The following is a 12,521-nucleotide window of genomic DNA, read 5'->3' as shown; positions in this document are numbered from 1 at the left end:
GTCACGAGGCACTCGGCGGGGTCAGCGAGCCGGGCCCGGACGAACTGCCGGGCTGCGGGGGCGCGTCGAGACCACTCGGCGAGAGCGAGGAGTCCGTGAACTTCTCCGCCAGGAACTGCCCGTGTGCGATCAGTGCTGAGGCGTCTTGGCGCGAGACGGCGTCCGAGATGCGGTCGAGCGTGCCCCCGAGGAGGTCGAGCTGGTCGCAGAGGATCATCAGCGAGGTCTTCCCTTTGTGCACGGCGCGGCGGTCGGCGAAGTCCCTCGGCAGTCGGAGGTACCCCTCGACCGCCTCGGGGAGGTAGCTGGTCGCGGTCGCGACGACGGTGTGGCCCTGCCTGCTCATCCCGCCGAGGCGGTCGAGTCGGGGCACCATCTCGCGCACGGTCTCGTCGATCCGCTGGATGCGAGCCGCGACGATTCCGGGCACCTGCCCCTCGGTCCGGCTGCTCACCCGGTCGAGCGCCGCGAGGATGTCCTCGCTTGTCGGGACGCGCGGCAGAGCGGGCGCGGTCTCCTCCGGCTCAGCGGGGGCGCCCGAGAACAGTCGGGAGAACCAGCCCATCGGCTAGCGGCCGAGATCGAGCGAGGACGCCGCGTCGATGTCCGAGTTGCTGCGGCGAGCGCGCTCCACGTAGTCGCCCGCCTTGGCCGTCTCGGTCTGGAGGACCCCGACGGTCTGGGCCATGCTGTCGAGCGCCTTGATCTTGAAGTCCGAGATCGAATCCATCGTCTGGTAGATGTTCGCGAATGCGGCCTGCAACTGCGGCAGCCCGACGGTGGCGGAGGCCGCCTGCGATTGGATCGAGGCCGACTGGTCGGCGAGCATGCGCGAGGTGGCCTCGATCATGTTCGACGTCGTCGTGTTGAGCGCGGTGATCTGATCAAGGACGAGACGCTGGTTGGCGAGCGCCTGCGCGACGATGACCGCGGTACGCAGCGCCGACACGGTGGTGGTCGTCGCGCGGTCGACACCCTTGATGAGTTCGACGTTGTTCTTGATGACGACATCGATCGCGAGGTACCCCTGAATCGACACGGCGAGCTGAGTCAACAGGTCCTGGTGCTTCTGGCGCGCGTAGAAGAGGACGTCCTCGCGCAGCGCCCTCGCCCGCTCCGGGTCGGACGCATCGAGCTCCGCAATCTTCGCCGAGAGCTTCACGTCGAGCCGCTCGGCGACGTAGATGTATTCGTTGAGACGCGACATCGTCTCCCAGAGGTTCTGCTTCTCGAGGTTGAGCGCCGCGTTGTCCTTCCGCAGCTCGTCCTGCCCGTCGTACAGGGCCTGGATGATGGCGTTGAGGTGCGACTGGGCGCTCTCGTACCGGCGGAAGTAGTCGGTGATCCTGTTGCCGAAGGGGATGAAGCCGAGGATCTTCTTCTGCACGTTGTCCTCGGACGGATCCAGATCCTCCACCGTGCGACGCAGTTCGAGCAGCGTCTTGCCGATGGTCGACCCCTCCGAGAGCCCGCCCTCCTTCAGTGCACGCACGGGCGTGCTCAGCAGCCGGTTCGACGAGTCCGCGGCCGAGCGGATGTCGGCGTCGCCCATCGTGCGGATGTCGTTGGCCCGCGTCGCGAACTCGGGGCTGCGCGCCTCGGTCGACAGGAGGGTGTCGAGGTAGCCGTCCACCTTGGCCTCGAGGCCGGGCAGGGCCGCCTCCGGGACCTTCGGCGCGATCGACGGCGCCGAGGTGGTCGGCACCGCCGCCACCGGCTCTGGCGGTGTGAGCGAGAGGGCATTCTGGACGGGCGGCTGCAGGGCCTCGGTCATCGGGATCCTCACCGTTCCTGGCGCTCAGCGCCGACTGGGATGGACGTCCCACAGCATATCCCGGGCTCTCCCGGTCGATCCGCGGGAGCGGCGAGGACGGACGAGTCGACGTGATCCGGTGGCTGTGGAGGAGCATCTGTCGACGCTCAAGCCGCTGTCGGACGCCTCCGCAGCGTCGCCACGGCGACTCCGGCCAGGGCGAGCGCACCGCCGAGCAGTGCGGCGAGAGGTGGAGTCTCGCCGAGGACGAGCCAGGACAGTAGGACGACCACCGCGGGCACCGCGTACGTCGAGGCGGCCGTGCGCCCCGCGCTGGACCGGGCGAGGACGTAGCCCCAGGTCGTGAAGGCGACCGCTGTCGGGAAGATCCCGAGATAGACGACTGCGAGAACGGAGGAGACCGGCGCGGTGCGGAGCGCCTCGATCAGCTCCGGCGCGAAAGGCAGGCACGCGAGCGTCCCGGCAAGGCAGCCCAGCCACGTCATCGTCGGCGCATCGATCCGGTCCAGCAGGCGCTTCTGGAGCGTCGCGGCACTCCCGTAGACGACGGCCGCGACCAGGCCCAGGACGACCCCGATCACGTCGAACTGCCCGGTCGAGGTGGAGAACGCGATCACCGCGACACCGGTCAGCGCCACGAGCATCCCCGCGATGAGCCGTCGCGGGAAGCCCTCGCCGAGCAGCAGCCCCGCGAGCACCGCCGTGATCATCGGCGCGATGTTGACCAGCAGCGCCGCCGTTCCCGCATCGACATGCCGTTCCGCCGCGTTCAACGAGAGGTTGTAGACCCCGAACCACGCGACTCCCCAGGCCACCACGAGGACGAGGAGGCGACCGCGCGGGACCTTGGTGCGCGGATCGGGAGCAGCGGCCAAGCGGCGCCGGCGAGCGGAGAGGACGAGCCGGACGACAGTGAGCGCCAGCGAGCCGACCACGATACGCCCCAGGGTGAGCGAACCAGGACCGAAATCCCCGGTCGTCGCGCGGATCCCGACGAAGGCTGACGCCCAGAGCAGGACGGTCACCACAATCGCCGCCCAGAGCAGGACGGCGTCCCTGGTGGAGGGTCGCGCGGAGGAGGCAGTACGGGTCATGAGGCCATCGTGGCGTCCGCGGGAGGCGTCCACCATTCCTCGCTCGCCTGCGCCGCGCGGAGCCCGCCTGGCGCATCCGGGCTGCGAAACGGGCGAGTTCGCAGCGCGCGGGAGCACGATGGCCGCGTGATCTCTGTCGAACCCGTCACCCGTTCCGCGCCTCCGCTCGGCGGAGCGCGCATCCTGCGGCAGCGCTGGACCGAGGCGACCTTCCTGCACTGGCGCGTCGACCCCGCACTGGTGGCGCCCCACCTGCCGCCCGGGACCCGGCCGGACGAGCACGACGGTTCATCCTGGGTAGGCCTCATCCCGTTCCGACTCTCGCGGACGGCCTTCCTCAGCGGACCGCGGGTGCCGTGGCTCGGCACGTTCCCCGAGGTGAACGTGCGCCTCTACTCCGTCGACGAACACGGGCGTCGGGGCGTCGTCTTCGTCTCACTCGACGCGGCGCACCTGGTGGCCGTGCTGACGGCGCAGGCGGTGTTCGGGCTCCCCTACCGATGGGCTCGGATGAGCATCGAGCACCGTCACGGCGCGGTGATCTACGACACCATCCGGCACACGAACGCGACCGCCCACTCGCGGATCGTCGTGCGCCCCGGAGAGCCCACGGGCGACGATCCGCTGGCCTCGTTCCTCACCGCACGCTGGGCCTACCACGAGCGACACGTGGGCTCAACCTGGTACGGACGGAACCTGCACCGTCCGTGGCCGCTGCACCGAGCGGAACTGCTGGCGCTCGATGATGGACTGCTCGAGACGGCCGGCTTCCCAGGGCTGGCGTCGCGGGCGCCGGACTCGGTGCTGTACTCGCCAGGAGTCGAGACGGTGTTCACACTGCCGCGGCGGGTGTGATGAGAAGAGCCCCACGGAAGGGGGTCGCGCTGGCGACATTCATCGGAGAACATTCGTTTGTATCGATGTCAGCTTCACCTGGGGGAACCGTGGAATTCACCGAACGACTCATCGCTCTGGCGACGAAGGTCCATCAACAACGCGAGATCATCCAGACGGAGGAGGCGACGAAGAACGCCTTCATCATGCCCTTCATCTCGACGATCCTCGGCTACGACGTCTTCAACCCACTCGAAGTCGTCCCGGAATTTATCGCGGACGTCGGGGTGAAAAAGGGCGAGAAGATCGATTACGCCATCGTTCACAACGGCGACGTGCAGATGCTGATCGAATGCAAAAAGTCCACGGAACCTTTGCGCATCGAGCACGCATCGCAGCTGTTCCGCTACTTCGCGGTCACCACTGCGAGGATCGCGATCCTCACCAACGGCGAGCAGTACCACTTCTACACCGACCTCGACGCTCCGAATCGGATGGATGCGAAGCCGTTCCTCGTGTTGGACCTGACGGACATCGACGAGACACTCATCCCCGAGCTGACGAAGCTGACCAAGGAGGTCTTCGACCTCGATTCGATTATCAGTGCGGCGGGCGAACTCAAGTACATCGGACAGCTGAAACGGGAGCTCGGCACCCAGTTCGCTGCCCCCAGCGACGAGTGGATCAAGTTCTTCACCACCCGGGTCTACGAAGGCGCCTACACGCAGAAAGTGCGAGAGCAGTTCTCGGCACTGGTGTCGAAGGCGTCCAAGCAATTTCTCAACGAACAGGTCAATGAGCGGCTGAAAACCGCTCTCGGTGCGCCCAACTTCCCTCGCACCGAGGCGATCGCAGCAGAACAGTCGCTCACCAGCCAGGCCGTCGTCGAGGAGGAACTCGAGGAGCAGAGTGACATCGAGACAACTCTGGAGGAGCTCGAGGCCTTCCAGATCATCAAGGCCATCGCCTGCAGCGAGGTGAAGGTGAACCGGATCGCGCAGAGAGACGCGAAATCGTACTTCGCCGTGATTCTGGACGACAACAACCGCAAACCGGTGGCCCGCCTACACTTCAACCGTAAGCAGAAGTACCTCGGCACCTTCGACGCGGAGAAGAACGAGACCCGGCACCCGATCGCAGCCCTCGACGAGATCTATGAGCACGCCCAGACGATCAGGGAGACCGTGCGCGCCTACGCGTAACGCTGCGTCGGCGTAGGCTCCTCCACAACCTGCAGATCTCCCGTTCCTCTGATGGGGTGACTGGAGCACCACCGACAGTCGACCGGTGCGTACTTGGCTGTCAGCATGACCCCTCGGAACGGCCCTGACCACTTCGACAGCGATCTACTGTCGTCGGTGAAGAACGTGAGCGGACGGCATGCTGAGCGCTCCGCCATCGAAGCTTCGCGGTACCAGGCGATCGAGGAGACGCGCCGCATCGCGATGAGCGCGTCGGCCGCGCTCGCGGGCGAACACGTCCAGGTGGAGGTAGACCGGGCGGAGGCGGCACACCGCGCGCTGATCGCGGAGCTTGCGACGGGTCTGCGCGTCTCCGAGGCGCACGCGTCGGCACTCGTCGACGAGGCCCGCCTACTGGTCAATGATCTCCCCGCGACGCTGCGTGCACTCGCCAACGGAACACTCTCGCCCGAACACGCGCGGATCGTGGTGCGAGCAGCGCTCGACGTACCGGCCGACGTCCGGGGACGCTTCGACGAAGAGGCCGCGACGATGGCGGCCACCTGCACGCCGCCCCAGTTGCGGCGCGCGCTCCGGTCACTCCGCGAACGGCTGCACCCCCAGACGCTCAGCGAGCGGCATGCTGACTGCGCTCGCCGCCGATCCCTGTGGGTCGAGGGACTCGACGATGGGATGGCGATCCTGCATCTCTACGCTGCAGCTCCCGACGTGCTTGGTGCACTGGACAGGATCGACCGGGCCGCGCGCTCACTCGCAGACCTGCCGGACGAGGAGCGGACGCTCGGACAGTTGCGTGCGGACGTCGCGGCAGCGCTGCTACTCGACGGCGACACTCCCGGCGAGCGGAACGGGACACGGATGCCGACGGGCATACGGGCCGAAGTCGCCGTCACTGTACCTGCGCTGACCCTCCTCGGACGGTCCGACCAGCCGGGAACGCTCGACGGATACGGACCCGTCGATCCCGAGACAGCGCGACGTCTCGCTGCCGGGGCGCCGTCCTTCACGCGGCTGCTCACCCACCCCGAGAGCGGAGCGGTGCTCTCCGTCGGACGCGACTCCTACCGAGTACCGGCGGACCTGCGACGCCACCTGCAGCATCGCGACGGGACCTGCCGGTTCCCCGGCTGCACCCGCAGCACGCGGCACGCGGACATCGACCACACGAGGGAATGGCAGCACGGAGGAACCACCTCCGCCGACAACCTCGCGCACCTTTGCCGCCACCACCACCGGCTCCGCCACACAACCACGTGGACCAGCGAGCAGGAGGCGGACGGGACTCTCCACTGGCTGAGTCCGACGGGGAGACGGCACACGACGCGGCCCGAGGACGCGGGGCAACGCCAGAAGGAGGAACCCGAACGGACCGAAGACGGCGGGCCCTGACGGGACGTGCAATCCCAGCCGTGCCGAGCAACGCACTACGAGGTCAAGGGGCCAAGCCGCTTCTGCGCGCCCGCGTAGCGTGAAGAACTCCGGGCGGAAGGCGCGGGATGGAGCAGCAAGGAGCAGCGATATGGCAGCAGCGAAGAACCGTGTCGAAAAGACCACCGGGACCGCGGCGGTCCTGTTCGACATCGACGGGACGCTCGCGGACACGAACTTCCTCCACGTCGAGGCATGGTCACAGGCTTTTTGGCAGTGCGACCTCGTCGTCCCCGCCTGGCGGATTCAGCGTGCAATTGGCGCCGATTCATCGGAACTGCTCGACATGCTCCTCGAAGACGACGTGAACGACGACCGACGTGCTCTAGTGAAAGTGCTGCACACGAAGAATTACGCCGAGACGACAGCGCGGATCACTCCCCTTCCGGGGGCACGAGAACTCGTCGCTACGCTCGTAGGCCATGGGCTTCACGTCGTCCTCGCGACGTCGGCGCCGCAGAACGAACTCGACGTTCTTCTCGACGTCCTCGACCTCGGCGGCTCCGTTTACGCAGTCACCAGCGGTGCTGATGTCTCGACCGCGAAGCCCGCCCCAGACCTGATCGCGATCGCCCTTGAACGAGCGGGCGTCTCGGCGGACCGTGCGATCATGGTGGGCGATGCGACCTGGGACGTCATCGCTGCCGAACGGGCCGGTCTGGCGACCGTCGGTGTCCTCTCCGGCGGCACCTCCGAGCACGATCTTCGAGAGGCCGGTGCCGTCGCTGTCTATGATGACGCCGCGACGGTCCTCACCGGTCTCCACGAGGGCCCGCTCGCAAGCCTCCTGAACTGATCATCAGCCCGCTCAGGAGGCCTGGGAGTCTCAGCTGCGGGGCCGCCGGCGAAGCACGAGAAGCGTGCCTCCGATGACGGCTGCGACAGCGGCGAGTGCGCCGCCGATCCAGAGCACGTCGCCGAGCAGCGCGGGGTTCGATCCGGACCGTGCCTGAGCGTCGTCAGCCGACCCGAGACTTCCCGAGACCGCGATGGTCCCATTGCAGTCCGGGATCGAGCTTGATCCTTCGGCAAGCGTGGTGCCCTCTGTCGGCGCCCAGTCGAACGCGTACTGCCCAGACACGGGGTGCCCATCCGTCGACACGACCTGCCAGGTCACCTCGTAGTGACCGGCCACGCCGAGCTCCAGCGGCATCGAGGCCTCCGGCCCGACGACGGCGACGCAGCCGTCTCCGTAGTAGAGCCCGTCCGGCCCGACGACGCGCAGTGCGGCCGCCGTCCCGTCCGTCCCCAGCACGAGGAGATCGTCGTTGGTCGTGAGTTCCAGTGCCCCCGGCTGCTCGGTCACCGTGGAGTCCGCAGCCGGAGTCGTCGAGACGAGGTAGTTGTGCGCACTCGCGGGCGCCGCGACCGTGATCGAGCTGAGGAGCCCGATCACGGCCGCGGAGACAACGAGTTTACGACGAGTCACTCCGACGCCTGAGGGTCGCGGCGGCGGGATGCGAGACCGACGGCGACGCCTACCGCGCCGACGACGAGGCCTCCGACGCCGAGGATTCGGGCGAGGAGGTCGTCCCCGCCCGTCGCGGTCGTCGTCGAGGCTGTCGTCGCGACCTCGCCGTCCCCATCGTCGTGGCCTGCTTCGCCGTGGTGTCCGCCGCCGTGGCTGGAGCCGGCCTCCGCAGCGGTCACTGCGACCGTGGGTGCGGGTAGCTCGGGCTCGTCCTGGCCCTCGACGGTCGGCTGGTCCCAGGTGGTGCTACCCGTCTCGCAGGTCTGCAGCACTGGGAACTCCAGAGTGGAGCCGGCCGCGTCCGCGGGGAGCTGGAGCTGGAGGGAGACCGTGTCGCGGTAGCCGTCGGCGAGCGGAGTCTTCGCCGTGTAGACCACGTCCGAGACGCGCTTCGTCGCGGTGTTGCCGTGGGAGTCCGTGACCGGTTCCGCGATCGCGACTTCGTTCTTCACGACGTCCCAGTTCGGGTTGACGGTCGGGCTGACCGAGTTGATCCCATCGGGCATCGTGATGGTGAGACCCGTCGTGGGTGAGCCCTCGCAGCCGTGGGCGAGCGAGAAAGTGACGACGGAGTAGGAGCCCGCGGCGGTGCTGCTCGCGGCAGCGGTCACGTGGGCGCTGGCTGCGGTGGGGGCGGCGAGCGCGAGCGCGAGCGCTCCGGTGGCGACGAGGGCGCCGCTGCCGGCGATGCGCAGGCGGGAGAAGGATGAAGGAGAGCAAATCATGGCGGTCGTGTCCTCTGAGGTGTCCGGCCCAGTGCCGGGGTTCAGGACGCAGCGCGGGTTCGCGGTGCGCGCGGGTGCGCCGACCGGGGCCGCTCCCACGCGGGAGGGACGTCAGGCGGCGCGAAGAGCGCGCGCGGGCGGTCCACGGTGTCGGAGGACCGAGAGGACCGTATCGAGCGTGCGGGGTGCTCGTGGCTCGGGAGCGCCCGTCACCGCCACGCCCGGGCTCTGCGGGAGCGCCAGGGCGGATGCTTCGGCGACGATCCGCACGACGACGCGGTGCAGTTCTGCGCCGAGGGTCCAGAACAGCCGCTCTCCGTGGCGGAGTGCGGCGATGGTGAGGCCTGCGGCGGCGAGGTGGGCGACAAGCATCAGGGGCCTGTGGGCGGCGTGCCCGCCTTCGCCAGCTATCAGCTCGATGGTCGATCCGTCATGGAAGTGCGCGGCGCGGCCAGTCGTGCCGATCACGCTCACCTCTCCTCCGGTGCCTGTCACGAGGAAGAGCCCGTGGTAGGCGATCTGGCTGAGCAGGACGGAGGCGGTCAGGCGCGGGAGGGAGAGATGGCGTCCCGAGAGGAGCACGCAGACGACGACCGCGAATGCCGCGGCGAGGGCGAGGACCGCGGGAGCAGGAGTGACGGCGCCGGCGAGCGTGTGGGAGGCGGCGGCGGTTGCGGTCGCGGCGAGAGCGGCCGAGGCACCGCGTGCCACTCGTACGCCTCGGGTCTGCACCGGCTCGTCCTCTCGTCCTCGCGTCCCGCGTGCGCGTGACGACTCCAGGATAATCGACGTAGAGGCGAGGCTCACTGACCTTCGGTTCTGCGCCGTTACGAAGCCGTTACCTAGATCGCCGAAAGAATTCCAAACCCTCTCCGTGAGGGCTCCGAACACTTGTCAACGGCCGCGAAACGGTCCACACAGAACAGGTCCACCGCGTCACGTGGGGGCCGTCTCACGAAGGAGAAATCCCATGCGATCCACCAAGCGTTCCGCCCTCGCCGCATTCGCCCTGTTGGGCACCGCCACCCTCGGCCTCACCGCCTGCTCGAGCGGTAGCGGCTCGACCACCACCTCCAGCGACACGGCGACCGGGATGTCGACCCCGATGGCGACCTCGTCCTCCGCTTCGTCCACCCCGATGGCCACGATGGACCCTGCCGCGAACCTCGTCGGCGCCGGCTGTGCCGCTTACGCCGCCCAGGTTCCGGACGGTGCAGGCTCGGTCGAGGGCATGTCGCTCGACCCCGTTGCAACTGCCGCGTCGAACAACCCGCTGCTGACCACGCTGACCGCTGCGGTCTCCGGTGGCCTCAACCCCGATGTGAACCTGGTCGACACCCTGAACAGCGGCGAGTTCACGGTCTTCGCCCCGGTCGACGACGCGTTCGCGAAGCTCGATGCAGCCACCGTCGAGACCCTCAAGACCCCCGAGGGCGCACCCACGCTGTCCTCGATCCTGACCTACCACGTCGTCCCCGGCCAGATCGCCCCTGACGCGATCGCCGGCGACCACGCCACTGTCCAGGGCGGTAACGTCACCGTCACCGGCTCGGGCGACGACCTGAAGGTTAACGACGCGTCGGTTATCTGCGGTGGCGTCAAGACCGCCAACGCGACCGTGTACCTCATCGACACCGTGCTGACCCCCCCGGCCAGCTGAGTCCCTCGGCGGTGAGAGCCGCCGATCACGCCGAAGGGCGGACACCGCGAGGTGTCCGCCCTTCGGCGTTCCTGCGTTCGTGACGTCAATGACGGGAGGCGTAGACCCCGGTCAAGGGATCCACGCCTCCCGTCATGCGCGGGCCTGCTACTCGGCGGGTGTGCTGATCTCGCGAAGGATGCGATCGCCGGGGCGGGCCTCGACCATCTCCGCCTCGATCTCGGCGCGGTCGAGCAGCTCTTCCATCCGGCGACGGCGGTTGCGCGTGATCAGAGTGACGACCGTGCCCTTCTTGCCGGCCCGGCCGGTGCGGCCGGAGCGGTGTAGGTAGGTCTTGTACTCGTCGGGGGCGTCAGCCTGGATCACGAGGTCGATGTCGTCGACGTGGATACCGCGCGCGGCGACATCGGTCGCGACGAGGACGTCCACGCGTCCGCTGGTCAGCAGGGCGAGGTTGCGCGTGCGGCGGGACTGATTGAGATCGCCGTGCAGGCTGGTCGCGGGGATGTCCGCGTGGTCGAGCTGCTCCGCCAGCTGTTCAGCGAAGGCGCGGGTGCGGGCGAAGATCAGCGTCTTGCCCCGGCGGGCGGCGAGCTGCTCGATGATCTCGGCCTTGTCGCGATCCTCGATCAGGAGCACGCGGTGGTCGATGGTCGAGGACGCCTGGTCCTCGCCGGCGACTTCGTGGACGCTCGGATCGACCAGGAACTCGTTGACGAGCGTCGCGACGCCCTTGTCGAGCGTGGCCGAGAACAGCAGGCGCTGACCGCCGTCGGCAGTCTGGCGAAGGATCCGTTGCACCGGCTCAAGGAAGCCCAGGTCGCACATGTGGTCGGCCTCGTCGAGCACCGTGATGGTGATATTCGAGAGGTCGAGGCGGCCCTGCTCGACGAGGTCCTCGAGGCGGCCCGGTGTCGCGATCACGATGTCGACACCGCGCTGGAGCGCGCCCACCTGCTTGTACTGGGGGACGCCTCCGTAGATGGTTGTCGTGAACAGTCCGACCGAGCGGGCGATCGGCTGGATCGTGCGGTCGATCTGCATCGCGAGCTCTCGGGTAGGAGCCAGGATGAGCGCACGCGGAGCGCGGCCCGGCTTGCGGCCCTTGGCTCCGTTGTTCTCCATCAGACGCTCGACGACAGGGGCGCCGAAGGCGATCGTCTTGCCGGAGCCGGTCTTGCCTCGTCCGAGAACGTCTTTACCGGCGAGCACCTCAGGGATGGTCGCGGCCTGGATCGGAAACGGTGACGCCGCTCCCAGCTCGGTCAGCATCCGGACAATGTTGCCGCCCAGACCGAGGTCACCGAACGTGACGCCCTCGACGTCGACGGCGAGCGTGGCCGTCGCCTCGAGGCGCTCGAGCACGACGTCATCACCCTGGTGCGGTACGCGGGCGTCGCGGCTGGGGTAGAAGTCCGAGCCGGAGTCGCGGCGCGAGGGCCGGGAGTCACGGTCGTAGGAGCGAGCCGGGCGGTCGCCGCGGTCGTGACCGCGCGAGGGACGCGAGTCGCGGTCGAACGAGCGGGCGGGACGCTCACCGCGGTCGTAGGAGCGCACCGGACGCGCATCGCGGTCATTCGGGCGGGCGGGCCGGTCATCGCGTCCGGAAGAGCGCGCCGGACGGTCGTCGCGGTCGAACGAACGCACCGGACGTGCATCGCGGTCGTACGAGCGAGCCGGACGGTCATTCCGGTCGAAGGAACGCGCCGGACGTGCATCGCGGTCACCGCCACGCACCGGACGAACATCACGGTCGTACGAGCGAGCCGGACGGTCATTCCGGTCGAAGGAACGCGCCGGACGTGCATCGCGATCGCCGCCACGCGCCGGACGGGCATCACGGTCGTACGAGCGGCCGGGCCGTTCGTCGCGATCGCCGCCACGCGCCGGACGTGCATCACGGTCGTACCCGCGCGCGGGCCGCTCGTCGCGGTCGTACCCGCGGGCCGGACGCTCCGTGCGCTCCGTGGCGCGCGCCGCGCGCTCGTCGGCGTTCCAGCGCGCCTTCTTGGGCGCGTTCTCGTCGATCGGGCGGAAGCCGCGGTGGCCCTCGCTGCGGGAGCCGGGCTTGGCCGCGGGGAAACGCGAGCGTCCGCCGAGTTGTGACTTCCCGCTGGAGGCGCCGAAACGGTTGGGTTCGAAGTTCTTGGCCGGACGTCCGCCGGCGGGCTTCTTGTTCTTGGGCATGGCAGTTCTTCCTGGGTTCAGGTCGTGCGCGAGGAAGGCGACGCCGGAGCAGCCCCGTCGTGGAGAGCGTCCGTGCGCTGGACTGCTGCGGGGCAGCAGGGGAAGAACCCGGGCGAGTCGTTGACCGGGGCCGATTCACACAGGTG

The 12,521-nt window shown here is 68.6% G+C and carries 12 protein-coding genes; 5 read left to right on the top strand and 7 right to left on the bottom strand.

Translation table 11 applies throughout. The features are described from left to right. Position 1: 1 nt before the first annotated feature. The 3 genes from A6122_RS02380 to A6122_RS02370 all read right to left on the bottom strand — a co-directional run bounded on the left by A6122_RS02380 (position 2) and on the right by A6122_RS02370 (position 2,868). Entirely contained in the window at positions 2–565 is a 564-nt protein-coding gene (locus A6122_RS02380) for a hypothetical protein (protein ID WP_068251162.1), read from the bottom strand. Positions 566–568: 3 nt separating this feature from the next. Beyond that, a complete protein-coding gene (locus A6122_RS02375) occupies positions 569–1,774 on the bottom strand; it encodes a toxic anion resistance protein (RefSeq protein WP_068251159.1) in 1,206 nt (401 codons plus the stop codon). Positions 1,775–1,920: 146 nt separating this feature from the next. Next, positions 1,921–2,868, bottom strand: coding sequence for a DMT family transporter (locus A6122_RS02370; protein ID WP_068256882.1), 948 nt, complete (start codon positions 2,866–2,868; stop codon positions 1,921–1,923). A 126-nt stretch (positions 2,869–2,994) separates the two neighbouring features. Here A6122_RS02370 and A6122_RS02365 point away from each other — a divergent pair, with 126 nt between their 5' ends. The 4 genes from A6122_RS02365 to A6122_RS02350 all read left to right on the top strand — a co-directional run bounded on the left by A6122_RS02365 (position 2,995) and on the right by A6122_RS02350 (position 7,128). Next, complete coding sequence (locus tag A6122_RS02365; protein WP_068251156.1) at positions 2,995–3,723, top strand: YqjF family protein; 729 nt, start codon at positions 2,995–2,997, stop codon at positions 3,721–3,723. A gap of 89 nt (positions 3,724–3,812) precedes the next feature. Continuing rightward, positions 3,813–4,904, top strand: coding sequence for a type I restriction endonuclease (locus A6122_RS02360; protein ID WP_068251155.1), 1,092 nt, complete (start codon positions 3,813–3,815; stop codon positions 4,902–4,904). A gap of 105 nt (positions 4,905–5,009) precedes the next feature. Next, the gene (locus tag A6122_RS02355) at positions 5,010–6,293 is read left to right on the top strand and encodes an HNH endonuclease signature motif containing protein (protein WP_068251154.1); all 1,284 of its coding nucleotides are present in this window, start codon (positions 5,010–5,012) and stop codon (positions 6,291–6,293) included. 130 nt (positions 6,294–6,423) lie between these two features. Further along, a complete protein-coding gene (locus A6122_RS02350) occupies positions 6,424–7,128 on the top strand; it encodes an HAD family hydrolase (RefSeq protein ID WP_068251151.1) in 705 nt (234 codons plus the stop codon). Positions 7,129–7,158: 30 nt separating this feature from the next. On the opposite strand, the gene A6122_RS15470 is transcribed toward A6122_RS02350, so the two are convergent. The 3 genes from A6122_RS15470 to A6122_RS02335 form a co-directional block, all read right to left on the bottom strand. Next, on the bottom strand, positions 7,159–7,761 hold the full coding sequence (locus tag A6122_RS15470; protein WP_167542334.1) for a copper resistance CopC family protein: 603 nt from the start codon (positions 7,759–7,761) through the stop codon (positions 7,159–7,161). Next, positions 7,758–8,528: a YcnI family copper-binding membrane protein gene (locus A6122_RS02340; RefSeq protein WP_068256880.1), complete on the bottom strand. Its 771-nt coding sequence runs from the start codon at positions 8,526–8,528 to the stop codon at positions 7,758–7,760. Before A6122_RS02340 ends, A6122_RS15470 begins: the two co-directional genes overlap by 4 nt. A gap of 111 nt (positions 8,529–8,639) precedes the next feature. Next, entirely contained in the window at positions 8,640–9,260 is a 621-nt protein-coding gene (locus A6122_RS02335) for a hypothetical protein (protein ID WP_146079787.1), read from the bottom strand. Between the two features lie 238 nt (positions 9,261–9,498). Here A6122_RS02335 and A6122_RS02330 point away from each other — a divergent pair, with 238 nt between their 5' ends. Further along, positions 9,499–10,188, top strand: coding sequence for a fasciclin domain-containing protein (locus A6122_RS02330; RefSeq protein ID WP_068251140.1), 690 nt, complete (start codon positions 9,499–9,501; stop codon positions 10,186–10,188). Between the two features lie 147 nt (positions 10,189–10,335). Here the strand turns inward: A6122_RS02330 and A6122_RS02325 are convergent, their stop codons facing one another. Beyond that, entirely contained in the window at positions 10,336–12,375 is a 2,040-nt protein-coding gene (locus A6122_RS02325; RefSeq protein WP_068251137.1) for a DEAD/DEAH box helicase, read from the bottom strand. Positions 12,376–12,521 lie beyond the last annotated feature (146 nt).

This window comes from Rathayibacter tritici (genome assembly GCF_001641005.1).
GTDB classification, from domain to species: domain Bacteria; phylum Actinomycetota; class Actinomycetes; order Actinomycetales; family Microbacteriaceae; genus Rathayibacter; species Rathayibacter tritici.
The sequence above is the reverse complement of the archived record's forward strand: the minus strand, read 5'-3'. Positions and strand labels throughout refer to the sequence as shown.

Coding starts and splice junctions, on each gene's coding strand:
- A6122_RS02380 (WP_068251162.1), bottom strand. CDS start 565: ATGGGCTGGTTCTCCCGACTGTTCTCGGGCGCCCCCGCTGAGCCGGAG.
- A6122_RS02375 (WP_068251159.1), bottom strand. CDS start 1,774: ATGACCGAGGCCCTGCAGCCGCCCGTCCAGAATGCCCTCTCGCTCACA.
- A6122_RS02370 (WP_068256882.1), bottom strand. CDS start 2,868: ATGACCCGTACTGCCTCCTCCGCGCGACCCTCCACCAGGGACGCCGTC.
- A6122_RS02355 (WP_068251154.1), top strand. CDS start 5,010: ATGACCCCTCGGAACGGCCCTGACCACTTCGACAGCGATCTACTGTCG.
- A6122_RS02350 (WP_068251151.1), top strand. CDS start 6,424: ATGGCAGCAGCGAAGAACCGTGTCGAAAAGACCACCGGGACCGCGGCG.
- A6122_RS02340 (WP_068256880.1), bottom strand. CDS start 8,528: ATGATTTGCTCTCCTTCATCCTTCTCCCGCCTGCGCATCGCCGGCAGC.
- A6122_RS02330 (WP_068251140.1), top strand. CDS start 9,499: ATGCGATCCACCAAGCGTTCCGCCCTCGCCGCATTCGCCCTGTTGGGC.
- A6122_RS02325 (WP_068251137.1), bottom strand. CDS start 12,375: ATGCCCAAGAACAAGAAGCCCGCCGGCGGACGTCCGGCCAAGAACTTC.